Below are 22,616 nucleotides of genomic sequence, written 5' to 3'. Positions count from 1 at the left end.
CTCCCGCGCGCCGGGAGGGGCCTGCCGCGTCACTGGCTGTGGTGCTCGCGGAGCAGCTCGGCCACCCGGAAGGCCAGCTCGATGGACTGGCTGGCGTTGAGCCGCGGGTCGCACGCGGTCTCGTACCTGCGGCCCAGGTGGTTGTCCAGGACCTCGTCGGCCCCGCCCAGGCACTCGGTCACGTCGTCGCCGGTCAGCTCCAGGTGGATGCCGCCGGGCACGGTGCCCTCGGCCCGGTGCACGGCGAAGAAGCCGCTGATCTCCCGGGCGATGTCGACCAGCCGCCGCGTCTTGTAGCCGCTGGCCGAGCGGAAGGTGTTGCCGTGCATCGGGTCGCAGGCCCACACCACCCGGCGACCGGTGAACTCCACCGCCCGCACCAGCGGCGGCAGCAGGTCGGTGACCTTGTCCGCGCCCAACCGGCTGATCAGCACCAGGCGCCCGGGCACGTGCTCGGGGTCGAGCTTCTCGCACAGCGCCACCAGCTCGTCCGGGCTGGTCGACGGGCCGAGCTTGACGCCGATCGGGTTGGCCAGGCCGGAGAGGAACTCCACGTGCGCGCCGTCGATGGCGCGCGTGCGGTCGCCGATCCAGAGCAGGTGGGCGCTGGTGCCGTACCAGGAGCCGGTGTCCGGCCGGTGCCGGGTGAGGGCCTGCTCGAAGGCGGGCAGCAGCGCCTCGTGCGAGGTGTGCAGCTGGGTCTGGTGCAGCGCCGACGACCCCTCCACGTCGGCGCCGCAGGCGGACATGAACCGCAGCGCCCAGGTGATGTCGCGGGCCGCGGACTCGTAGTGCTGCCCGGCCGGGCTGCGCCGCACGAACTCCTGGTTCCAGGCGTGCACCTGGCCCAGGTCGGCGAACCCCTCCTTGGTCAGCGCCCGCAGGACGTTGAGCGTGGCCGAGGCGTGGTGGTAGGCGCGCAGCAGCCGCTCGGCGTCGGGGGTGCGGGCGGCGCGGTCGGGGGCGGCGTCGTTGACGATGTCCCCGCGGAACACCGGCAGCTCCACGCCGTCGACCACCTCGACCGGGCTCGACCGCGGCTTGCCGAACTGGCCCGCGATCCGCCCCACCTTCACCACCGGCAGCCCGGAGCCGTAGGTCAGCAGGATCGCCACCTGCAGGATGACTCGCAGCTTGCTGCGCACGCCGTCCTCGGTGCACGAGGAGAACCGCTCGGCGCAGTCCCCGGCCTGGAGCAGGAACGCCTGCCCGGTGGCGACCTTCGCCAAGGCCGCCCCCAGCTCGTCGACCTCGCCGGGCAGCACCAGCGGCGGCAGCAGGGCCAGCTCGTCGAGCACCTGCTCCAGCCGCCGCTGGTCCGGCCAGGTCGGCTGCTGGGCGATCGGCAGGCCGCGCCAGGAGTCCGGGGACCACGCCGCGGGCGCCCGGTGGCGGACCGCGCTCTTGTCCTTCAGTCGCATGCTGTCACCAGCTCCTTCACCAGGGATGTCGGGTCCTCGCCGCGGTCGACCGCCGCGACGAGGGCGCTGCCGACCACGGCGGCGTCGGCGTGGCCTGCCAGGTCGCGGACGTGCTCGGGCCGGGAGATGCCGAACCCGGCGGCCACCGGCAGGTCGGTGCGGGCGCGCACGGCGGCCAGCAGCGACCGCACCCCCGGGGGCAGGGCCGCGCGGCTGCCGGTGGTGCCCGCGATGGTCACGCAGTAGACGAACCCGCTGGACGCCGCGCACACCGCCGCGACCCGCTCGGGCGGGCTGGTCGGCGCGACCAGCAGCACCGGGTCGACCCCGCGGGCCCGCAGCGCGGCGGCCAGCGGCTCGGCCTCCTCGACCGGCAGGTCCGGCACGATCACCCCGGCTACCCCGCACTCGGCGGCGTCCCTGGCGAAGCGCTCGACGCCGTGGGCGAGCACCGGGTTGACGTAGGTCATCAGCACCACCGGGGCCGCGCCCTCCGCGGCGATGTCGGCCGCGGCCTCCAGGCAGCCCTCCAGCGTCGTGCCGCCGTCGAGCGCCCGCTGCGCGGCCCGCTGGATCACCGGGCCGTCGGCGAGCGGGTCGTTGTGCGGCACGCCCAGCTCGATCGCGCCGACCCCGGCCGCGGCCAGGCGCTTGCCCAGCTCCCGGGTGGTGGCCAGGTCCGGGTGCCCGGCCATCAGGTAGGGCACGACCGACACGCGGTCGCCGCGCAGCCGCGCGCCGGAGCGGCCGAGCTGCTCGGTCGTGGTCATCGGTGGGCCTCCTCGTGCTCGGCTGAGTGGTCGGCTGCGTGCTCGGCGGTGTACTCGTCGACGCTGTGCATGTCCTTGTCCCCGCGGCCGGAGAAGCAGACGAGGACCCGCCCGCCCGGGCCCAGCTCGCGGGCCAGGACGCCCGCGTGGTGCAGGGCGTGCGCGGTCTCCAGCGCGGGCATGATCCCCTCCAGCGCGGTGCACCGGCGGAACGCGGCGATCGCGTCGGCGTCGTCCACGGCCACGTAGCTGGCCCGCCCGGTCTCGGCGAGCATCGCGTGCTCGGGCCCGACGCCGGGGTAGTCCAGGCCCGCGGCCACCGAGTGGGTGGGCCGGATGAGCCCGACCCCGTCCTGCAGGATCCGGCTCATGCTGCCGTGCAGCACGCCCGCGCTGCCCGCGACCGCGGCGGCGGCGTGCTCCACACCGGACACCCCGCGCCCGCCCGCCTCGACGCCGACCAGGGCCACCCCCGCGTCGCCGAGGAAGGCGCTGAACATGCCGATCGCGTTGGAGCCGCCGCCGACGCAGGCCACCACCGCGTCGGGCAGCCGCCGCTCCGCGGCCAGGTACTGCTCGCGCGCCTCGTCGCCGATGACCCGCTGCAGGTCGCGCACCAGCGCCGGGTAGGGCGCGGGCCCCACGGCCGAGCCGATGACGTAGTGGGTGTCGCCGACGTTGGCCACCCAGTCCCGGATCGCCTCGGAGGTCGCGTCCTTCAGCGTCCCCGACCCCGCCTCCACCGGGTGGACTTGGGCGCCCAGCAGGCGCATCCGCCGGACGTTGACCTCCTGGCGGCGCACGTCCTCGGCGCCCATGTAGACCACGCACGGCAGCCCGAAGCGGGCGCACGCGGTGGCCGTGGCCACGCCGTGCTGACCGGCCCCGGTCTCGGCGATGATCCGCCGCTTGCCCATCCGGATGGCCAGCAGCACCTGGCCGAGCGCGTTGTTGAGCTTGTGCGCGCCGGTGTGGCACAGGTCCTCGCGCTTGAAGTGGATCTTCGCCCCGCCGTGCTCGTCGGTCAGCCGCTCGGCGAAGTACAGCGGCGTCGGCCTGCCGACGAACTCCCCCTGGTGGCGGTGCAGCTCCAGCCAGTACTCCGGGTCCTCCCTGGCCGCCGACCAGGTCGCGGCGAGCTCGTCCAGCGCCGCCATCAGCGTCTCGGGCACGTAGCGGCCGCCGAAGCGGCCGAACCGCGATTCGATCACCGGTCCACCCCTCCCAGGGCGGCGACCAGCGCCGCCGGGTCGTCGGCGCGCATGAGCGCCTCGCCGATCAGGACCGCGTCGGCGCCCGCGGCGCGCAGCGCCGCCGCCTCGGCCGCGGTGCGCACCCCGCTCTCGGCGACCAGGACGCGGCCCGGCTTGACCAGCGGGGCCAGGCGCGCGGTGAGATCCATGTCGATGGTGAAGGTGCGCAGGTCGCGGTGGTTGACGCCGATGAGCGTCGCGCCCGCGGCGACCGCCGCCTCGGCCTCGCCCGGGCCGTGCACCTCGACCAGGGCGGCCATGCCCAGCGACTCGACCAGGCCGATCAGCTCGGCGAGCCGGGGCGCGGCGAGGGCGGAGACGATGAGCAGCACGGCGTCGGCCCCGATCGCGCGGGCCTCGTAGACCTGGTAGTCCTCGACCACGAAGTCCTTGCGCAGCAGCGGCAGCGCGCAGCGCGAGCGGATCTCGGCCAGGTGCTCGGGCGCGCCGCCGAAGCCGGTCTCGTGGGTGAGCACCGACAGCGCCGCCGCCCCGCCGTGCTGGTAGGCCAGCGCCTGGTCCACCGGCCGGAAGTCCGCCGTCAGCGGGCCCTTGACCGGGCTGGCCCGCTTGACCTCGGCGATCACCGACAGCCCGGGGGCCAGCAGCGCCGCGGTGAAGTCCCGCGGCGGCGGGCCGTCCGCGGCCCGGCGGACCAGCTCGGCCTCGGGCACCGCGGCCCGCCGCCGGTCGGTCTGCGCCCGCGCCTGCTGCACGAGCCGGTCGAGCAGCCCCGCGCCGGTCATGCCGCACCCCTGGTCAGCTCGCGGGCGGACACCGCCACCCAGGCGTCGAGGACCGCCCGCGCGCGCCCGTCGGCCAGCGCGGCCCGGGCCTCGGCCAGCGCCTCGCCCCAGCCGTCGGCGCGGCCGACCGTGCGCAGCGCGGCCGCGGCGTTGAGGGCGACCACGTCGGCGGCGGGGCCGGGCGCGCCGTCGAGCACGGCCCGCACGATCGCGGCGTTGGCGGCGCGGTCGCCCCCGCGCAGCGCGGCGGGCGCGGCAGGTCGCAGGCCCAGCCGGGCCGGGTCGAACCGGTGGGCGCGGGTCTGCCCGTCGACCACCTCGACCACGTCGGCGGGCGCGCCAGTACTCAGCTCGTCCATCCCGTCGGCGGAGTGGAACACCATCGCCCGCCGCGCGCCGAGCCGGGCCAGCGCCTCGGCCAGCGGCGCGACCAGGCGCGCCTCGGCGACCCCGAGCACCTGGTAGCTCGCGCGCGCCGGGTTGACCAGCGGGCCGAGCAGGTTGAACACCGTGCGCACGCCCAGCGCCCTGCGCACCGGGGCGACGTGCGCCAGCCCCGGGTGGTACAGCGGCGCGAACAGGAACGCGATCCCGACCTCGGCCAGGCACGCCATCGCCGCCTCCGGCCCCAGATCGATGCGCACGCCCAGCTCGTCCAGCACGTCCGCGCTGCCGCACGACGACGACGCGGCCCGGTTGCCGTGCTTGGCCACCGGGACCCCGCACGCGGCGGCCACGATCGCCGCCGCGGTGGAGATGTTGAAGGTGCCGGACCCGTCCCCGCCGGTCCCGCAGGTGTCCAGCAGGTCGGCGGGCGCGTCGACCGGCACCGCGGCCTCGCGCACGGCGCGGGCCAGGCCGACGATCTCGGGCACGGTCTCGCCGCGGGCGGCCAGCGCCACGGCGAACCCGGCGACCCGCAGCGGGTCCGCCGCGCCGGACACGATCGACCGCATCGCCGCCGCGGCCTCGTCCTCGTCGAGCGCGCGGCCCTTGGCCAGCGCGCGCAGCTGTTCGATCACGGAACGGCCTCCAGGAAGTTCGCCACCAGTCGCTTGCCGACCTCGGTGAGCACCGACTCGGGGTGGAACTGCACGCCATAGGTCGGGTGGTCCCGGTGCCGCAGCGCCATGACCACCCCGTCGTCGGTCCACGCCGTCGCCGCCAGCTCGGCGGGCAGCGACGCCGGGTCCACCACCAGGGAGTGGTAGCGGGTCGCGCCGAACGGGCTCGGCAGCCCGGCCAGCACCCCGCTGCCGTCGTGGGCGACCGCGGAGGTCTTGCCGTGCGTCGGCGCCCCCCGCACCACCCGCGCGCCGAAGGCGCGGGCGATGCTCTGGTGGCCCAGGCACACCCCCAGCACCGGCATCCGCCCGGTCAGCTCGCGGACCGCGGCCACCGACACCCCGGCCTCCTCGGGCGCGCCCGGGCCGGGGGAGATCACCAGCAGGTCGTGCTCAGCCAGCTCGTCCACCGTGGTCTCGTCGTTGCGTCGCACGGTGACCTCGGCGCCGTGCTCGGCCAGGTAGTGCACGAGGTTGTAGGTGAAGGAGTCGTAGTTGTCGACCACGGCCACCCGCCTGCTCATCGCGCCTCCTCGGCGCAGCGGACGGCGGTGAACAGCGCGTTCGCCTTGTGCAGGGTCTCCAGGTACTCGGTGGTGGGGTCGGAGTCGGCGACCACGCCCGCCCCGGCCTGCACGTGGACCATCCCGTCGGCCACCACGAGGGTGCGCAGGCCGATGGCGAAGTCCACCAGCCCGCCGAACCCGGCGCAGCCCAGCGCGCCGCCGTACACCCCGCGCCGGTCGGGCTCCAGCTCGGCGATGATCTGCATGGCCCGGATCTTCGGCGCGCCGCTGAGCGTCCCGGCCGGGAAGGCGGCGCGCAGCGCGTCCAGCGGGGTCGCGCCCTCGCGCAGCTCACCGGCCACAGTGGACGACAGGTGCATCACGTGGGAGAACCGCTCGACCTCCATCAGCCGCTCGACCCGCACCGTGCCCGGCACGCACACCCGGCTGATGTCGTGGCGGCCGAGGTCGACCAGCATCACGTGCTCGGCGCGCTCCTTGCTGTCGGCCAGCAGGTCCTGCTCCAGGGCCAGGTCCCCGTCGGGGTCGGCCCCGCGTGCCCGGGTGCCCGCCAGCGGCCGGGTCCGCACGGTCCGCCCGTCGGCGCGCACCAGCAGCTCGGGGGAGGCGCCGATGATGTGCCTGCCACCGCCGAGGCTCAGGTGGTACAGGTACGGCGACGGGTTGACCGCCCGCAGGTGCCGGTACAGCTCCGCGGGGGCCACCCGCAGCGGCCGGGTGAACCGCTGGGACAGCACGATCTGGAAGGCGTCGCCCGCCGCGATGTGCTCGCGCGCCCGGCGCACCCGCTCCTCGAACTCCGCCTGCGTGGTGTTGGCCGCCCAGCCGTCGTCGGGGCCGAGAGCGCCCGCGCGCGACCCCGCCGCGGTCAGCCGGGCCTGCGGCGGCTCGGCGACCAGCCGCTCGCGCATCTCCGCCAGCCGGGCCAGCGCGGCCTCGTAGGGCTCATGGGCGGGCCGGTGCAGCGTCACCAGCACGATCGACCGGGTGGCGTGGTCGAACACCACCAGGTCCTCCACGGCCAGGAAGGCCGCCTCCGGCAGGTCCGGCCCCGGCCCGGCGGCCCGCGGTATCCGCTCGAAGTGCCGGGCGACCTCGTAGCCCAGGTAGCCCACCGCGCCGCCGTGGAACGGCGGCAGCCCGGCGACCGGGGCCACCGACCGCCCGGCGATGCGGGCCAGCGTCGGCAGCGGGTCGCCGTCGGGCAGCGGCACGGGCGCGGGCCGGTGGCCGAGGTAGGAGTAGCGCCCGACGTCGCCGCCCACCGGCACGCTCTCCAGCAGGAACCCGGTGTCCTGCGGCCCGCACAGCCGCTCGAACGCCGCGGTCGGGGTCAGCCCGTCGACCAGGAACTCCCGGAACACCGGCACCCACTCGTAGTGCGCGGCCAGCTCGGCGACCTCGGCGGGGCCGGGCAGCGCCGCGTCGGTGGCCAGGGCGGGGTGGTGGACGGCGGTCATCGGTCCACCACGACGCAGTCGGCGCGCTCGGGCGCCATGAAGATGCCCTGCTGCTTGGCGGGCGGCACCGGGCCGACCGCGCGCAGGTCCACCGCCGCCAGGACCATCGCCAGGACCAGCCGCATCTCCGCCCGCGCGTAGCCGCGCCCGACGCACATGCGCGCCCCGCCACCGAACGCGCCGAACAGGTACGGGTCGGCGGGCGCGCCGAGGAACCGCTCCGGCCGGAACGCCAGCGGGTCGTCGTAGTTGCGCGGGTCGCGCTGGATGAGGTGGGCGCAGTGCACCAGGACCGTCCCCGGCGGCAGCTCGTGCCCGTCGATCACCACCGGCTCGACGACCATCCGCACGCCGTTGAGCGCCGAGACCGGGTGCAGCCGCAGCGCCTCGGACAGCACGGCGTCGGTGTAGTCCAGCCCGCGCAGCCCCTCGGCGGGGAGCGGCCGCCGGGCGAACCGGTCGCCGATCTCCTCGGCCAGCCGGGCCTGGACCCGCTCGTCCCGCAGCACCTCCAGGAACGCCCACGACAGCGTGTTGGCGGTGGTGGAGAACCCGGTGTAGAGCAGGCTGAACACCTCGTCGCGCACGACCTCGTCGGTCAGCGCCGCGTCGCCGTCGGCGGCGTGCCGCTGCAGGGCCGCGCTCACGTCGTCCACCCCGGCCGCGGCGCAGCGCTCCCGGTGCCCGTCGAGCACCTCGTCGAGGTAGGCCCGGATCTCCTGGTCCGCGGCGATGATCTCGTCGCGGCCGTAGCGGGCGTTCTCCATCCGCGGCAGCATCGCCGCCAGCTCGGCCTTCACCGGCGCGGGCATCCCGCCGCACACGACCTCGGTGATGATGTCGCTGGTGAGCGCCTGCAGGGCGGTGAACAGGTCGAACCGCCGCCCGCGCGGCCAGCGCGCCACGTGCTCGTCCACCGCGGCGGCGATGATGCCCGCGTAGTCGCGGGCGCCGCTGAACGCCGGGTGCAGCTGGCTGCGCCTGCGGCGGTGCAGCGCGCCGTCGATGTAGCCGACGGACTCCTCCATCGTGCCGAAGAACAGCTGGTTGGCCAGCGCGCCGGAGGTGGCGGGCCCGGGGGCGTACATGGTCCGCAGCTGGTCGGGGCGGGTCAGGAAGACCCAGGCGCCGTTGTGCTCGACGTCGACGACGTCCTCGTTGCCGAGCCCGCCCAGGCGCAGGGTGAACAGCTCCCCGTAGGCGCCGGCCATCCGCTCCACGCAGCCGAACGGGTCGGCCTCGAACTCGGCGAGCTGCTCGGGCACCGGCTTCTCCGGCCCCGGCGGCAGGCCGCGCAGCGTCGCGGTGGTCATGACGTGGTCTCCTTCTCCAGTCGCGGCAGGGCCACCTGCACGTCCTCGATGAACTGGTCGACGACCATCTCGTCGGTCAGGTGGTGGGTCAGGCACGCGCGCACGACGGCGCCTTCGCGGGGCAGCACGGAGGTGGCGACGTAGACGTTGCCGCGCTCGCACACCCGCTCGCACAGCGCCGCGGTCGCCGCGTCCGAGTCGTGCGCCCGGAAGGCCACCGTCGGCAGGTGCGGACGGCCGCGCCCGACCACGGCCAGCCCGGGCACCGCGGCCAGCCGGGTGGCCAGCTCGTCGGCCAGGTCGAGCTTGTGGTCCAGCCCGCGCTCGAACGCGCCAGCGCCGTGCAGCCGCAGCGGCAGCCAGGCGGTCAGGCCCCGGAACTCCCGGGTCACCTCCGGGCCGTAGTTCATGAAGTCCGCGGTGTCCTCGTCGCTGGACAGCTCCGGGATGTAGGCCGCGCCGGGGATGGCGAACGCCGCCCGCAGGCTCGCCTTGTCCCGCACCAGCAGGGCGGAGCTGCCGTGCGGCAGGAACAGCGACTTGTGCGCGTCCACCGCGATCGAGTCCGCCTGGCCGGTGCCCGCCAGCAGCTCCCGCCCGCGGCGGGTGAGCCGGAAGAAGCCGCCGAAGCAGGCGTCCACGTGCAGCCACACCCCGAACTCCGCGGCGACGGCGGCCAACTGCTCGATGTCGTCGACCGCGCCGGTGTTGGTCGTGCCCGCCGTGGCCACCACGCACCCGGGCGGGATGCCGTCGCGCACGTCCGCGGCGACCGCGGCCCGCAGCGCGGCGACGTCCATCCGGTAGTCCGGGCCGGTGGGCACCACGACCACCCGGTCGGCGGGCAGCCCGGCCAGGCGCGCGGCCTTGGCGACCGAGAAGTGGCCCTGGTCGGAGACGTACACCCGGGCGCGGTGGCGCTCGCGCTCCGGCAGCCGCTCCAGCGCGCAGCGCAGCGCCATGAAGTTGGCGATGGAGCCGCCGGTGGTCAGGTAGCCGAAGGAGCCGGGCCCGTAGCCCATGATCCGGCAGAACCAGTCGATGACGTCGGTCTCGATCCTGGCGAAGCCGGGCGCGGCCGCCCACGCCCCGGCGAAGCGGTTGAGCGAGCGGGCCAGGAACTCCCCGACCGCGCCCTGGAACAGCCCACCGGAGGGGACGTGGGCCAGGAAGCCCGGATGCGCGTGCATCATGCCCTGCGGCATCGCCGCGTCGAACAGCTCGTCGAGCAGGGTGTCGAGGTCCACGCCGTGCCGCGGCAGCGGGCTGGGGCCCGCGGTCGGCCGGGGCGGGTAGGAGGCCGGGAAGTTCCGCTTGGCCAGCGCCTCGTGGTAATCGGCCAGCCGGGCGGCCACCGCGTCGAGCAGGCTGCGCTGCTGGGCCGGGCCGATGTCGAGGGTGGCGCTGGCCCGCACCCGGTCGTCCTCGCGGCGCGGCTCGGGGACCGCCGCGCCGCCGCCGAGCACGGCCGCGTACTCGCCGATGATGAGGTCCGCGTCGGTCCGCGGGTCGTAGCGGCGGCACAGCTCGTCGAGCACGGCCCGCTGCCTGCGGTGCCGGGCCACGACCTCGTGGTAGGGCGTCTCGGTGAACGCCACCGCGTGGTAGAGCGGCACGTACAGGTCGGGGTGGGCGGCGTGCAGCGCCTTCTCCAGAGCGGTGCGCGCCTGGAACCCCGGGTCGCCGGAGCGCTGCTTGAGCTCGCGCGCCATTGCCAGCGACAGATCGGCGATGGCGTCCCCGGCCGGGTTGCGCAGCCGCGTGTACTCCGGCAGCGTCGCCGCGATCGCGGACTGCCCGTCCATCCGGCGCCGGTTGGCCTCCAGCAGGGCCAGGAACGTCCGCACGTCCTCGAAGCTGCAGTTGATGCCCTGCCCGAAGTACGGCACCAGGGTGTGCGCCGAGTCGCCGAGCAGCACCGTCCGGCCGAAGTGGTGCGGGCTGCACCGGATCGTCTTCAGCGGGGCGGGCGGGAAGCGCAGCACGTCATCGGCGTAGCCGGGGGCCAGCGGCACCAGGTCGGTGAAGTGGGTGGCGAACAGCGCCTCCACATCGGACCGGCCGGTGAGCTTGCGCCAATCTGGGGCCTCGCCGTCAGCGGTCATCGGCATCCACAGCCCGGCGGTGTAGGTGCCGTTCACGTTGGGCTGGGCGAGCATCATGAAGTCCCCGCGCGGCCACACGTGCAGGCCGTGCTCGCGGCTCTGCGGGCGGGCCGGGTCGCGCAGCTGCTGCAGCAGCGCGTGCCCGCCGTCCGCGGCGGCCGGGACGACGATCTCCACGAACCCGTCCCGGACGTACTCCTGGTGGATGGTCATCCGCGAGCCGCGGCGGGAGACCTCGTGCCGCACCGTGCTGTTCGCCCCGTCGCAGCCGACGAGCAGGTCGCTGGTCACCCGCACGATCCCGTCGGCGACGAACGTGGCGGCCCCGGCGACCGGGTCGACCGCCACGCAGTCGTGCTGGAAGTGGATGCGCGCCCCCGCCTTCTCCGCCTCGTCCAGCAGGATGCGGTGCAGCAGGGTGCGCGGGATGGATAACAGGTGGTGCTCGGGGTCGAGGCTGTAGGGCTGGTAGGACACCTTGCCGTCCCGCGCGTGGATGACCCGCTGCGGCATGGGGACGCCGTTGGCGTACAGCAGGTCCACCACGGCGCGGTCGAGCGACCCGAGACCCCGCTTGGTGAGGGTGAGGTTGAACGAGTGCCCCCGCACCCCCTGGGCCCGCCGGACGTCGGGCCCCCGTTCGTAGAGGTCCACCTCGAACGACTGCGCGCGCAGGCCGATCGCCACCAAGCAGGCGACCGGCCCGGCGCCGACCACCGTCGCGGACAATCCCGCGGTCTCCGACATCAGCGCCTCCTCCCGTCCGTCAGGTCCGTCCGCGTGCGCCGCGGATCTCCCGGACGACGCTAGGAACGCCGCCTCTCGCGGCACTCTCCGCTGCCTCTCCCGGCGCAGGTCGCCCGCACCGGTCACGCTGGGCGGACGCGCGGGCAGCCACCCGGTCGGACGCGCGCGTGGGCCGATCGCCGCAACGTTGATTCGCTCGCCCGATCAACCCTGCCGATCAATTCGGCCCGCGGTTGTGATGGGGTCATGGGAGCACCGAGCCACCGGAGGCCGACGTGACCGCGACCAGCCCTCCCGCCCAGGTCCAGCGCCCGTCGGCCGCCGAGCTCCCGATCCGCGAGGTCTCCGGGGACGAGCGGCTGCGCACCGCGTTCACCCTCTACCCGTACGCCTTCGACCAGACCACCACCCCCGACGCGGTGGAGGGCCTGCGACGCCTGCTGCCCTACCACACGGGCAACCACACCCTCGTCGTCGAGGACGGTGAGCGCACGGTCGCCACCGCCGCGGCGTTCCCGGCGTTGCAGAACCTCCGCGGGGCCATTGTCCCGATGGCCGGGATCGCCTGGGTGGCAACGCATCCCGCCGCCCGCAGGCAGGGGCACAGCAGACGGTTGATGCGCAGGCTCCACAGCGACATGGTCGACAGAGGACACCGGCTGGCCACGCTCTTCCCGTTCCACCCGTCCTTCTACGACAAGCTCGGCTACATCGGCCTGCCGAGCAACCGCACGGCGACGTTCGCCCCGGAAGGTCTGGCGCCCCTGCTGGACGCCGCGCTGCCCGGGGAGGTGCGCTGGCAGGGCATCCAGGACGGCTTCGCCGACTACCGCGCGTTCCAGCGGAGCCTGCTGTCGCGGTGGCACGGCTTCACCTACACCCCCGACTACCGCGCCGCCCGCGTGCTCGACCCCGCCAACCGCTGGCTGGCCACCGCGACCGTCGACGGCGAGGTGGTCGGCACCCTGGTCTACCGCATCGACGGCTACGGCGGATCCCTCATCGCCGACGAGCTGCTCAGCGCCGACGCGCTCGGCCGGGCGCTGCTCCTGCGCTTCCTCGCCCAGCACGCCCACCAGGTCACCCGCATCGAGATCCCGGTGGCCCCCGACGAGCACCCCGAGACCTGGGTGGGCGGCCTGCCCGTGCGCACCGAGGCCGAGGTCGCCTACCCGACCGCGCCGCCGCTCATGGCCCGGCTGCTCTCCGTCCACGCCCTGCACGGCGCCCGCTGCGGCCCGGGCCGGGTGGCGGTCGAGGTGGTCGACGACGACCTCCTCGCAGGCCGGTACCTGCTCGACGGCGCCACCGGGACGCTCCAGGTCACCGGGGGAACCGGGGAAGGCGCGGTCCTGACCGCCGCCGGGCTGTCCGGCCTCGCCTACGGCGTCCTCGACCCGCAGGACGTCGTGGTCCGCGGCCTCGGCGACATCCCCGCTTCCGCAGCCGCCGAGCTGCGCTCCCTCCTACCGCGCCGCATCCCGCGCTCGTTCGGCAAGGGCTGAGGCGTCGGCCAACCGAGTACAGGATCAGCGATCCGCCCCGGGGCGGGCGCGCTCTGTGGTGGGATGGCGCGCGTGAGCCCGAAACGATCACACGACACCCCCGGCGACGACTCCCCGGAGCCGGAGGAGCCCCAGCTCCCGCCGGGGTACGTGCCAACCACCCCGCCCGCGCCGCGCCCTGCCCCGCAGGCGATGCGGCCGTGGGTCTGGTACGCCGGGCTCGCCGTGGTCGTGGCGGCGGTCGTGGCTGGGATCGTGGTCCTCGCCCAGCCCGAGGACCCGCGCGATTCGGCGCAGGGGACCGCGGACCTCGTCGCCACCGCGCTCAGCAACGGCGACAAGGCCGCGTTCGCCTCCTACACCTGCTATCCGGACGAGGTGGCGCTCGGCGACGAGTGGGCGGCCCTGGGCAAGGCGACCGTCCTGGCCGTGGCCGAGTACACCGACGTCGCCAAGGCGACGCTGACGATCAGCGAGCCCGTGCCCGCCGACCTGGTCCTGCTGATGAGCAGCGAGGACGACAGCCCGTGGTGCGTGCTCACCCCCGCGCTCTGCCCGGTGGGCGCTCCGGGCTCGTCCACGCCGTCCCCGCTGGACCTGTGCGTCGACCGCCCCGGCCGCCCCTGAGCGCCCTCAGCCGCCCGCGCCCGACGACGTCTGGAACGAGTTGGCGCCCTGCGGACCGGCGTGCGTGTGGTGCTGGTGGAAGAGGGCGCTGGTGGGCGTGGCCAGCGCGGTGGTGCTGATCGAGCCTGCGCCGTCCGGCCCGGCGACGAGCAGCACCTCGTAGAAGTACGTGTTGCCCAGCTCGTCCACACCGCTGGCGGTCAGCTGCCGCGACGCGCCGCTGGCATCCGCGACCGCGCTCGACTGCGCGAAGGTGGCCGACGCGGGCCGGGCGGCGCCGTCGTCGGCAGCGGCGACCCCGGCCGCGGCGACGAACAACGGCACGGAGAGGACACCAGCGGTGATCAAACGAGGCACCGTACGCACGAAACCCTCCATCTCTGGCGGACATTGCTCGACCCATCATCGAGAACGGCTCGACCACGTGCCATGCGGGCACTCGATGGTGTGATCGCTATCCGCGGGCGGCCAGGACGATCAGCGAGGGCGAGTCGTCGCGGTAGGGCTCGTCGCCGCCCCAGCCGCCGTGGAGGCGCACCTCGGCGAACCCCGCGGCCCGGCACAGGTCGGCGAACTCCTCGGCGTGGTAGATCCGCACGTCGTACTGGGAGGTGGTGCGCTGGTCGCCGTCGGGGCCGGTGACCGTCCAGCGGCCCTCCTCGCGCATCGTCTCCCGGTTCAGCCGCCGGTGGATGGTCAGCCGCCTGCCCCCGGCCAGCGGCCGGGTCTCCACCGCCGGGATGCGGCCGCTGAGCAGGGCGGGGACGGTGACGATGGTGTGCATCAGGAAGCGGCCGCCCGGCTTGAGGCACCGCAGGAAGCCGCGCAGGACGCCCAGGTCCTCCTCGGGGGAGAAGAACCCGAACGAGTAGAACAGGTTGACCACGGCGTCCACCGGCCCCAGCGGCGGCAGCTCGCGCATGTCCGCGCGCAGGAAGCGCAGGGTGGGGCACTCCCGGCCCGCGGCCCGGGCGGTCGCCAGGAACTGGCGGTTGATGTCCACCCCGGTGACGTGCAGGCCGCGCCGGGCCAGCGCGATGCTGTGGCGGCCGTAGCCGCAGGGGCAGTCCAGCACGCTGTCGCCGCCGCCCAGCCCGCACAGGCGCAGGACGCCCTCCACCTCGTGCTCGGTGCGGGCGACGTTGTTCGCGTCGCCTGCGAAGAAGGTGTGCATCGAGTGGTCGGCTTCCCGGTACAGGTCGCCGAAGAACCCGCCGTCCTCGTGCCACCAGGGCACCTGCTGGCGCGTCCCCGTCATGGCCGGTCCCCTTCCTCCGGTGTCCGCCCACGGTGGCGCAGGCGGGGGAGCACCGCATGGCGGGCCGCCCCTGTGGGGGACGCCGGACCGGCGGCGGGCCGGGGTCGGGGTGACACTTCCGGGTAGCGGTCCTCCGGCGGAAGGGGCGGCCCGTGGTGCCGATGGGCGTGGAGGAGGAGTTCTTCCTCGTCGACCCCGACAGCGGCTGCGTCGTCGCGGCGGGCTCGCGCGTCTTGCGGCGCGCCCGCGCGGTGCTGGGCGACCTGGTGTCCGGGGAGTTCACCGAGTACCAGGTCGAGGGCAAGACCCCGCCGTGCTCGACGCCGGGCGAGGTGGAGGCCCAGCTGCTCCGGGTCCGCGCGGGCCTGGCCGACGCCGCCCGCGCGGAGGGCCTGCGCATCGCCGCGTCGGGCACGCCGGTCATCCAGCCGCCCGGCCCGGTCCCCATCCGCGACGACCCCCGCCACCGGGCGGGCATCCGCGCCTACCGGGGGATGGCCGACGACTACGCCCTGTCCGCCCTCCACGTCCACGTGCAGCTGCCCGACCGCGAGGACGCGATCCTCGTCGGCAACCACCTGCGCCCCTGGCTGCCGCTGCTGGTCGCCCTGGCCGCGAACTCCCCGTTCTGGCGGGGCCGCGACACCGGCTACGCGAGCTGGCGCACGGTCGTGGCGGCCCAGTGGCCCCAGGCGGGCCCGCCGCCCTACTTCGCCGACGCCGCCGCCTACGACGCCCTCGCCGCGGCCCTGGTCGAATCGGGCGCCTGCGTCGACGCGGGCACCCTGTTCTGGGACGTGCGCCCCAGCGCCCACCTGCCCACCATCGAGATCCGCGCGATGGACACCACCACCGACCCCCGCGACGCCGCCGCCATCGCCGCCCTCATCCGCGCCCTGGTCCACACCGCCCACACCCGAGTCCGCGCAGGCGACCCCGGCCCACCCCTCGCCGACCCCCTCCTGCGCGCCGCCTACTGGCGAGCCGCCCGCGACGGCCTCACCGGCCAGATCCCCCACCCCCGCACCGGCCGCCTGACCCCCGCCACCACCCTGGCCCACCAACTGGCCCACCACCTCCACCCCACCCTCACCCACTTCGGCGACTGGCCCACCATCACCACCGCCCTAACCCGCCTCACCACCCACGGCACCGGCGCCAACCACCAACGCACAACCCACCTCCACCACCACAACCTCCCCGAAGTCGTCCACCACCTCACCCGCCGCACCACCCCAACCCCCACCCCCACCTGACCCACCACCTCCCAACAACCGCACCCACTCCAGCCAGCCCAATCCCCGCCAGCCCAACCCACCTGACCCGCGGCCTTCCGGCGACGCGCCCGCTCCCGCCACTGCCCCCGCACCGCGCGCCCACCTCGGCTCCGGCCGCTTCCCCCACACAGCGCCGCGCCCGCCCGACCTCGGCACCCGGCCACGACGGGCCCAGCCCTGGCCACTGTCCAGTCCGTGGCCCCAGTGGCCGTCCCAGCGGCCGGACCGCCATGGCCGACCCGTCCGGCAAAGCCACCCCGCGCGCACTCGACCAGCGCCCGCTGATCCCCACCCCCATCGGGGCAATACGGGTGTGAGACGGGAAGCGCGGGGTAGCCGGTCGCCGGATTGCATCGATGGCGAGGAGGCGTGGGCGTGGCCGAGACAGTCGGTGACTTCCTGCTGCGGCGGTTGCGCGAGTGGGGTGTCGAGCAGGTGTTCGCCTATCCGGGGGACGGCATCAACGGGATCGTGGCCGCGTTCGGGGCTGCGGGGAACCGGCCGCGGTTCGTGCAGGCGCGGCATGAGGAGATGTCGGCGTTCCAGGCGGTGGGGTACGCGAAGTTCTCCGGCAAGGTCGGGGTGTGCATGGCGACCAGCGGGCCGGGCGCGATCCACCTGCTGAACGGGCTCTACGACGCCAAGCTCGACCACGTCCCGGTCGTCGCCATCGTCGGGCAGACCGCGCGCACGGCGATGGGTGGGAACTACCAGCAGGAGGTGAACCTGCAGGCGTTGTTCCAGGACGTGGCCAGCGAGTACCTCGTCGAGGTCAACGCCGCGGAGCAGTTGCCCAACGCCATCGACCGGGCCATCCGCACCGCGCTGGCCAGGCGCGCGCCCACGGCCGTGATCATCCCCTCCGACCTGCAGGAGGAGCGGTACCACGCCCCGGAGCACGCCTTCAAGCAGGTGCCGTCGAGCCCGCCGAGCGCGGTGTGGGCCGAGGTGCGCCCGCCGGACGACGAGATCGCCAGGGCGGCGGAGGTGCTCAACGCGGGGGAGCGGGTGGCGATCCTGATCGGCCAGGGGGCCCGGTCGGCCGCGGCTGAGGTCCGCGAGGTCGCCGAGCGCACCGGCGCGGGCGTGGCCAAGGCCCTGCTGGGCAAGGACGTCCTGCCCGACGACCTGCCCTACGTGACCGGCTCGATCGGCCTGCTGGGCACCCGGCCCAGCTACGAGCTGATGCGCGACTGCGACACCCTGCTGATCGTCGGCTCCAACTTCCCGTACTCCCAGTTCCTGCCCGAGTTCGGCCAGGCCCGCGCGGTGCAGATCGATATCGACGGCAGCCTCATCGGCATGCGCTACCCGACGGAGGTGAACCTCGTCGGCGACGCCCGCGCCACGCTGGCCGCGCTACTGCCTCGGCTGGAGCACAAGGCGGACCGGACCTGGCGCTCGACGGTCGAGCAGAACGTCGCCCGCTGGTGGGAGACGATGGACATGCAGGCCAAGCTCGGGGCCAAGCCGGTCAACCCGATGCGCGTGGTGTCGGAGCTGTCCGCCCGGATCCCCGAGGACGCGATCGTCACCGCCGACTCCGGCTCGGGCACCAACTGGTACGCCCGCCAGCTGAAGCTGCGCGGCCGCATGCGCGGCTCGCTGTCCGGCACGCTGGCCACCATGGGCCCCGCCGTGCCGTACGCGATCGGCGCGAAGTTCGCCTGCCCGGACCGCCCGGTGATCGCGCTGGTCGGCGACGGGGCCATGCAGATGAACGGGCTGGCCGAGCTGATCACCATCGCCCGCTACCGCTCGCTGTGGTCGGACCCGCGCTGCGTCATCTGCGTCTTCCACAACAACGACCTCAACCAGGTGACCTGGGAGCTGCGGGGGATGGGCGGCGCGCCCAAGTTCGAGGAGTCCCAGGTCCTGCCCGACATCTCCTACGCCGACTTCGCCGCCAGCCTCGGCTTCGTCGCCATCGCGGTCGACGACCCCGACCAGCTCGGCCCGGCGTGGGACCGCGCCCTGTCCGCCGACGGCCCAGCCCTGCTGGACGTCCGCTGCGACCCCGAGGTCCCGCCCATCCCGCCCCACGCCACCTTCGACCAGGCGAAGTCCGCGGCCGAAGCTGTCCTCAAGGGCGACCCGGAAGCCTGGCACATGATCGTCCAAGGCCTGAAGACGAAGCTCCAGGAGGCCCTGCCGCACCGCTCGCCCTGACGCCGGAGCTGCCCCCGGCCAGCGCCGGGGGCAGCCACCGCTTTCGCCGGGATCAGCCGATGCCGTAGAGGTTGACGGTCACGCTGCCGCCCTGGCCCTCGATCGCGTAGGGCTCGTGGTAGCCGCGGTAGGGCAGGCAGCTGTTGGCGAGCTGGTCGTCGACCTCCTCCGCGTCGCGCTCCATGACGTAGGCGCACACCTCCTCGACATCGCCCTCGTCGAACGCGACCTCCTCGATCGCGGCCCCGCTCGCCGGATACCGCCACCGCGCGGGCACCTGCTCCGCCCGCCCCTGGTGCCACAGGATCCGGTCCTGGTCGGACAGTCGCAGCACCACCGCCCCGTACGGCTGGGGGTCCCCGGTCTCGGCGGCATCGGCGAACTCGATCGAGTACGCGACCACCGCCTCCTGCGCCGCCCCAGCCGATCCCGCTCCCGCCACTCCTGTCAACAGCACCCCTGCCGCCACAAGCGCCCACCGCCTGCCGACCATCCCAACCTCCCGTTACGCCGGTGAATACGCGCCCACGGTAGGCAGCCACGACCGCACCCCGCTCCCGCCAGCGGACCAACTGACTGTGTGGGTGAGAACCGCGCGCCGCCTGAGGTCGGTCCGCCTGGCAGGGCGATTCCGCCCGGTGCTACACCGCGGGGGTGGCCGGGCAACCCGAGCGGTTTGCCCGGCGACGCCGCGGGTAACCGGCGGCAACGGCGGAGGCGGGGGTGGCATGGCTGTCCTTGAGGTCGTGGCCAGTGGCGTGGACAACCTGATGCCCGCGCGCACCCAGATGGCGTTGTCGTTGGGCTGGCACATCGTCTTCGCCTGCTTCGGCATCGCCTTCCCGGCGATGGTCGTCTTCACCGAGTGGCTCGGGCACCGGCGCGGGGACGCGGACCTGACCCGGTTGGCGCACAAGTGGGCGAAGGCGATGGGTGTGCTGTTCGCCGCGGGCGCGGTGTCGGGGACGTTGCTCTCCTTCGAGATGGGGATCCTGTGGCCGGGCCTGATGGGCCGGTTCGGCGAGGTGTTCGGGTTCCCCTTCGTGCTGGAGGGGTTCGCCTTCTTCGTGGAGGCGATCTTCGTGGGCGTGTACCTGTTCGGGTGGAACCGGCTCTCGCCGCGGGCGCACATGCTCAGCGCCCTGCCGATGGTCGTCGCGGGGATCGCCGGGGCCTTCTTCGTGGTGTCGGCCAACGCCTGGATGAACAACCCCGTCGGCTTCCGCGTCGACGAGCGCGGCGAGGTGGTCGACCCGCGGCCGTGGGCGGCGATGTTCAGCCCGTCCACTTGGCCGCAGTTCACCCACATGTGGCTGGCGGCGTTCATGGTCACCGGCTTCCTCGTCGCCTCGGTGTACGCGGTCGGCATGCTGCGCGGCAGGCGCGACGCCTACCACCGGATGGGCCTGCTCATCCCGCTCACCGCCGCCGTGATCGCCACCCCGGTGCAGATCGGCGTCGGCGACTGGATCGCCAACACCGTCGCGGACAACCAGCCCGCGAAGCTGGCCGCGATGGAGGCGCAGTACGAGACCACCGCGGGCGCCTCGCTCTCGCTGGGCGGGATCTACCGCGACGACGAGCTGCACTACGCCCTGGAGATCCCGTACGGGCTGTCGCTGCTCATCCACCACGACATCAACGGCGTCGTGCCCGGCCTGGAGGAGACCCCGGCCGACGAGCGCCCGCCGGTGAACATCGTGCACCTGGCCTACAACCTCATGGTCGTCCTCGGCATGGCGCTGCTCGCCCTGGCGGCCTGGTTCGGCATCGTCTGGTGGCGGCGCAGGCGGCTGCCGCGCAGCACCTGGTTCCTGCGCGCGGTCGCCGCCTCCGGTGTCGCTGCGGTGGTGGCGATGGAGGCGGGCTGGACCACCACCGAGGTGGGCAGGCAGCCGTGGATCGTCTACGGCCTGCTGCGCACGGCCGACGCCGTGAGCCCGGCCCCCGGCCTGCCCTGGGGCCTGGTCGCGGTCATCGCCGTCTACGCCGTGCTGACGGTGTTCACCGTCGTCGTCCTGCGCAGGCTGACCCGCGACAGCGACACGACCGCGCCCCAGGAGCCGGAGGTGGTGCGGTGACCCTCGCGGAGGTCGTGCTGGGCGCGGCGTTCACCGGGCTCGTCGCCTACGCCCTCTTCGGCGGAGCCGACTTCGGCGGCGGCGTCTGGGACCTGCTCGCGGGCGGGACCGACCGCGGCCAGCACGCCCGCACGCGCGTCGAGCAGTCGATCGGGCCGGTGTGGGAGGCCAACCACGTCTGGCTGATCTTCGTGCTCGTGGTGCTGTGGACCGGTTTCTCCGGCGCCTTCGCCGCCGCCGTCACCACCCTCTACATCCCGCTCACCCTGGCCGCCTTCGGCATCATCGCCCGCGGTGCCGCCTTCGCCTACCGCAAGAGCGTCACGACCCTGGGCATGCGCCGGTTCTTCGGGGCCGCCTTCGCCCTCTCCTCCCTGCTCACCCCGTTCTTCCTCGGCGCCGTCGTGGGCGGCGTGGCCTCCGGCCGGGTGCCCCCGGGCATCGCCGAGGGCGACGTGGTGTCCAGCTGGGTCAACCCCACCTCCGCCCTCGGCGGCGCCCTGGCCGTGCTGACCTGCGCCTACCTGGCCGCCGTCTTCCTCTGCGGCGACGCGGCCCGCGACGGCCAGGCCGACCTCGCCGAGTCCTTCCGGCTGCGCGCGCTGCTCAGCGCCGTGGTGACCGGAGCGGTCGGCCTGGCGGGGATCGCCATCCTCCGCCACGACGCGCCGCTGCTGTTCGAGGGCCTGACCGGCCGCGCCCTCCCCGCGGTGCTGCTGTCGGTGGCCGCGGGCCTGACCGCCCTGGTCCTCCTGCTGACCCGCCGCTACATCGCCGCCCGCATCGCCTCCGCCCTGGCCGTGACCGCGATCCTCCTGGGCTGGGCGATGAGCCAGTACCCCTACATCCTCCCCCCGACCCTGACCGTCGACCAGGCCGCCACCAGCGACGCCACCCTGACCGCCCTGCTCATCGCCCTTGCCGTAGGCACGCTGATCCTCGTCCCGGCCCTGATCTACCTCTACACCCTCTTCCAGCGCACCCCTTCAGGCGCGGACACCAGGCGCAGCAACGGCTGAGCCCTCAGCGGCGCTGGCGGACGCCGCGCCGCCACACGTCCACGATCGACGCGCTCGCGGTGATGTCGCGCGTGGGATCCCCGTCGACCAGCACCAGATCGGCGCGCAGCCCGGGGGCGATCCGGCCGCGGTCGGCCAGGCCGAAGCAGCGCGCGGGCACGCTGGTCGCCGCCGCCAGCGCGTCCTCGGTGCTCAGCCCGGCCCGGGTCAGGAGCACCAGCTCGCGGTGCAGGCTCTCGCCGTGCAGCGGGGCGAACGGGTTGGCATCCGTGCCCGCCAGCAGCGGCACACCCGCCTCGTGCAGCGCGCGTGCCGCTTGCACGGCGTTGTCCGCGCTGCCGGGGAAGGCGTGGTCGGCCGCCCCCGAGCCCCGCTTGCTGATCTCCTCGAAGTACACCAACGTGGTCACCACGAACACGCCCTGCGCCGCGATCCGCCTCGCCAGCTCGACGGTGCGCGGCCCGCCGTCGGCCCACACGTGCGCGAGGCCGTCCACCCCCGCGTCGAGCGCGGTCTCGACCTCGTCCGCGCTGATGGCGTGGGCGATCACGGGCAACCCGGCGGCGTGGGCGGCGTCCACGAGGGCCGCCACCACCTCGGGCGTGAGCACCGGCAGGTCCGCGCCGTGCACAGCCCCGTCATCGATGACGACCTTCAGGTAGTCGATGCCCTCGGCCAGCCGCGCCTCGACGAACTCCTCGGCCTGGTCTGCACTGGCCACGGTGTCGAACGCCCCCACGGCGTCGCCGAACGCGGCGGCGTCGGCGAGCGCCGCCATCAGCTGGCTGGGGTGCCCGCCCGGCGCCGTGGCGAGCAGGCCCGAGCTGCGGATGTCGGCCACGTCGTCGCGCTCGGCGGCTGTCCGGCGCTGCCTGGCCAGGTTGGGCGGCAGGCAGAACATGTCCAGCTCGGTGGTCACCCCGAAGGTGAGGGCCCGCGCGAGGTCGCCGTCGAAGGTGTGGGTGTGCGCGTCGACCAGCCCGGGCAGCAGCGTCTTGCCCGTCCCGTCCACCACGGCGTCGGCAGGTCGCCCGTCGGGCTCGGCGATCCGGTCGCCGTCGATGAGCACGTCAGCCCGGGCCGTGGTCGATTCGCCGTCGAACACCCGGACGTCCCGGATCAGGGTTCGCATTGCCGTCTCCTCCGGTCTTCGTGAGCCGGACCGTCCCGGCTCACCAACCAAGAGCCGGGCGAGGGGGGGCGGTGTGACGCGGCGAGACGTGGGACACACCTGCCGAGCCGGTGTCACATTCCCGGCGCGCAACCACTCCCAG

19 protein-coding genes are annotated in these 22,616 nt (G+C 74.5%); 6 read left to right on the top strand and 13 right to left on the bottom strand.

Going from position 1 to position 22,616, the window contains the following annotated elements; translation table 11 throughout:
- Positions 1-29 precede the first annotated feature (29 nt).
- From ACWEPX_RS02090 to ACWEPX_RS02050, 9 genes are read right to left on the bottom strand one after another with little or no spacing between them, the layout of a single operon-like run.
- A complete protein-coding gene (locus ACWEPX_RS02090) occupies positions 30-1,421 on the bottom strand; it encodes a class II 3-deoxy-7-phosphoheptulonate synthase (protein WP_451895209.1) in 1,392 nt (463 codons plus the stop codon).
- Complete coding sequence (trpA, locus tag ACWEPX_RS02085; RefSeq protein ID WP_451895208.1) at positions 1,412-2,191, bottom strand: tryptophan synthase subunit alpha; 780 nt, start codon at positions 2,189-2,191, stop codon at positions 1,412-1,414. Before trpA ends, ACWEPX_RS02090 begins: the two co-directional genes overlap by 10 nt.
- Positions 2,188-3,402 (bottom strand): tryptophan synthase subunit beta, encoded by a 1,215-nt coding sequence (trpB, locus tag ACWEPX_RS02080; protein WP_451895207.1) that lies wholly within the window; start codon positions 3,400-3,402, stop codon positions 2,188-2,190. The genes trpA and trpB overlap by 4 nt, the downstream gene beginning before the upstream one ends.
- Complete coding sequence (gene trpC, locus ACWEPX_RS02075) at positions 3,399-4,190, bottom strand: indole-3-glycerol phosphate synthase TrpC (RefSeq protein ID WP_451895206.1); 792 nt, start codon at positions 4,188-4,190, stop codon at positions 3,399-3,401. The genes trpB and trpC overlap by 4 nt, the downstream gene beginning before the upstream one ends.
- Positions 4,187-5,212 (bottom strand): anthranilate phosphoribosyltransferase, encoded by a 1,026-nt coding sequence (trpD, locus tag ACWEPX_RS02070; protein ID WP_451895205.1) that lies wholly within the window; start codon positions 5,210-5,212, stop codon positions 4,187-4,189. The genes trpC and trpD overlap by 4 nt, the downstream gene beginning before the upstream one ends.
- Positions 5,209-5,778 carry an anthranilate synthase component II gene (locus tag ACWEPX_RS02065; protein ID WP_451895204.1) on the bottom strand — a complete coding sequence of 190 codons (570 nt, stop codon included), beginning with the start codon at positions 5,776-5,778 and terminating at the stop codon, positions 5,209-5,211. The genes trpD and ACWEPX_RS02065 overlap by 4 nt, the downstream gene beginning before the upstream one ends.
- Positions 5,775-7,241 (bottom strand): anthranilate synthase component I family protein, encoded by a 1,467-nt coding sequence (locus ACWEPX_RS02060; RefSeq protein WP_451895203.1) that lies wholly within the window; start codon positions 7,239-7,241, stop codon positions 5,775-5,777. Before ACWEPX_RS02060 ends, ACWEPX_RS02065 begins: the two co-directional genes overlap by 4 nt.
- Complete coding sequence (locus ACWEPX_RS02055; RefSeq protein ID WP_451895202.1) at positions 7,238-8,554, bottom strand: cytochrome P450; 1,317 nt, start codon at positions 8,552-8,554, stop codon at positions 7,238-7,240. Before ACWEPX_RS02055 ends, ACWEPX_RS02060 begins: the two co-directional genes overlap by 4 nt.
- Complete coding sequence (locus ACWEPX_RS02050; RefSeq protein WP_451895201.1) at positions 8,551-11,406, bottom strand: aminotransferase class V-fold PLP-dependent enzyme; 2,856 nt, start codon at positions 11,404-11,406, stop codon at positions 8,551-8,553. Before ACWEPX_RS02050 ends, ACWEPX_RS02055 begins: the two co-directional genes overlap by 4 nt.
- A 275-nt stretch (positions 11,407-11,681) precedes the next feature.
- Here ACWEPX_RS02050 and ACWEPX_RS02045 point away from each other — a divergent pair, with 275 nt between their 5' ends.
- On the top strand, positions 11,682-12,911 hold the full coding sequence (locus ACWEPX_RS02045) for a GNAT family N-acetyltransferase (protein WP_451895200.1): 1,230 nt from the start codon (positions 11,682-11,684) through the stop codon (positions 12,909-12,911).
- A gap of 72 nt (positions 12,912-12,983) precedes the next feature.
- Positions 12,984-13,538, top strand: a complete 555-nt coding sequence (locus tag ACWEPX_RS02040; RefSeq protein ID WP_451895199.1) for a hypothetical protein — start codon at positions 12,984-12,986, stop codon at positions 13,536-13,538.
- A gap of 6 nt (positions 13,539-13,544) precedes the next feature.
- Here ACWEPX_RS02040 and ACWEPX_RS02035 read toward each other — a convergent pair whose 3' ends face one another.
- Both ACWEPX_RS02035 and ACWEPX_RS02030 read right to left on the bottom strand, forming a co-directional pair.
- On the bottom strand, positions 13,545-13,886 hold the full coding sequence (locus tag ACWEPX_RS02035; RefSeq protein WP_451895198.1) for a hypothetical protein: 342 nt from the start codon (positions 13,884-13,886) through the stop codon (positions 13,545-13,547).
- Positions 13,887-13,992: 106 nt separating this feature from the next.
- Positions 13,993-14,796 (bottom strand): SAM-dependent methyltransferase, encoded by an 804-nt coding sequence (locus ACWEPX_RS02030; protein ID WP_451895197.1) that lies wholly within the window; start codon positions 14,794-14,796, stop codon positions 13,993-13,995.
- A gap of 161 nt (positions 14,797-14,957) precedes the next feature.
- Here ACWEPX_RS02030 and ACWEPX_RS02025 point away from each other — a divergent pair, with 161 nt between their 5' ends.
- On the top strand, positions 14,958-16,052 hold the full coding sequence (locus tag ACWEPX_RS02025; protein WP_451895263.1) for a carboxylate-amine ligase: 1,095 nt from the start codon (positions 14,958-14,960) through the stop codon (positions 16,050-16,052).
- Positions 16,053-16,448: 396 nt separating this feature from the next.
- Entirely contained in the window at positions 16,449-18,242 is a 1,794-nt protein-coding gene (locus tag ACWEPX_RS02020) for a thiamine pyrophosphate-requiring protein (protein ID WP_451895196.1), read from the top strand.
- 52 nt (positions 18,243-18,294) lie between these two features.
- Here the strand turns inward: ACWEPX_RS02020 and ACWEPX_RS02015 are convergent, their stop codons facing one another.
- Complete coding sequence (locus tag ACWEPX_RS02015; RefSeq protein ID WP_451895195.1) at positions 18,295-18,645, bottom strand: hypothetical protein; 351 nt, start codon at positions 18,643-18,645, stop codon at positions 18,295-18,297.
- Positions 18,646-18,970: 325 nt separating this feature from the next.
- On the opposite strand from ACWEPX_RS02015, the gene ACWEPX_RS02010 reads away from it, so the two are divergent.
- On the top strand, positions 18,971-20,323 hold the full coding sequence (locus tag ACWEPX_RS02010; RefSeq protein WP_451895194.1) for a cytochrome ubiquinol oxidase subunit I: 1,353 nt from the start codon (positions 18,971-18,973) through the stop codon (positions 20,321-20,323).
- A complete protein-coding gene (locus ACWEPX_RS02005; protein ID WP_451895193.1) occupies positions 20,320-21,342 on the top strand; it encodes a cytochrome d ubiquinol oxidase subunit II in 1,023 nt (340 codons plus the stop codon). The genes ACWEPX_RS02010 and ACWEPX_RS02005 overlap by 4 nt, the downstream gene beginning before the upstream one ends.
- A 4-nt stretch (positions 21,343-21,346) precedes the next feature.
- Here ACWEPX_RS02005 and ACWEPX_RS02000 read toward each other — a convergent pair whose 3' ends face one another.
- The gene (locus tag ACWEPX_RS02000) at positions 21,347-22,474 is read right to left on the bottom strand and encodes an amidohydrolase family protein (protein WP_451895192.1); all 1,128 of its coding nucleotides are present in this window, start codon (positions 22,472-22,474) and stop codon (positions 21,347-21,349) included.
- Between the last annotated feature and the right edge of the window lie 142 nt (positions 22,475-22,616).

Source organism: Actinokineospora sp. NPDC004072 (assembly GCF_053604195.1).
This window is presented reverse-complemented; position numbering and strand designations above follow the sequence as displayed.

Bases quoted from the DNA above. Each gene is read 5' to 3' on its own strand.
- ACWEPX_RS02010 (WP_451895194.1), top strand. From the start codon at position 18,971: ATGGCTGTCCTTGAGGTCGTGGCCAGTGGCGTGGACAACCTGATGCCC.
- trpA (WP_451895208.1), bottom strand. From the start codon at position 2,191: ATGACCACGACCGAGCAGCTCGGCCGCTCCGGCGCGCGGCTGCGCGGC.
- ACWEPX_RS02030 (WP_451895197.1), bottom strand. From the start codon at position 14,796: ATGACGGGGACGCGCCAGCAGGTGCCCTGGTGGCACGAGGACGGCGGG.
- ACWEPX_RS02060 (WP_451895203.1), bottom strand. From the start codon at position 7,241: ATGACCGCCGTCCACCACCCCGCCCTGGCCACCGACGCGGCGCTGCCC.
- ACWEPX_RS02050 (WP_451895201.1), bottom strand. From the start codon at position 11,406: ATGTCGGAGACCGCGGGATTGTCCGCGACGGTGGTCGGCGCCGGGCCG.
- ACWEPX_RS02025 (WP_451895263.1), top strand. From the start codon at position 14,958: ATGGGCGTGGAGGAGGAGTTCTTCCTCGTCGACCCCGACAGCGGCTGC.
- ACWEPX_RS02055 (WP_451895202.1), bottom strand. From the start codon at position 8,554: ATGACCACCGCGACGCTGCGCGGCCTGCCGCCGGGGCCGGAGAAGCCG.
- ACWEPX_RS02000 (WP_451895192.1), bottom strand. From the start codon at position 22,474: ATGCGAACCCTGATCCGGGACGTCCGGGTGTTCGACGGCGAATCGACC.
- ACWEPX_RS02090 (WP_451895209.1), bottom strand. From the start codon at position 1,421: ATGCGACTGAAGGACAAGAGCGCGGTCCGCCACCGGGCGCCCGCGGCG.
- ACWEPX_RS02065 (WP_451895204.1), bottom strand. From the start codon at position 5,778: ATGAGCAGGCGGGTGGCCGTGGTCGACAACTACGACTCCTTCACCTAC.
- trpC (WP_451895206.1), bottom strand. From the start codon at position 4,190: ATGACCGGCGCGGGGCTGCTCGACCGGCTCGTGCAGCAGGCGCGGGCG.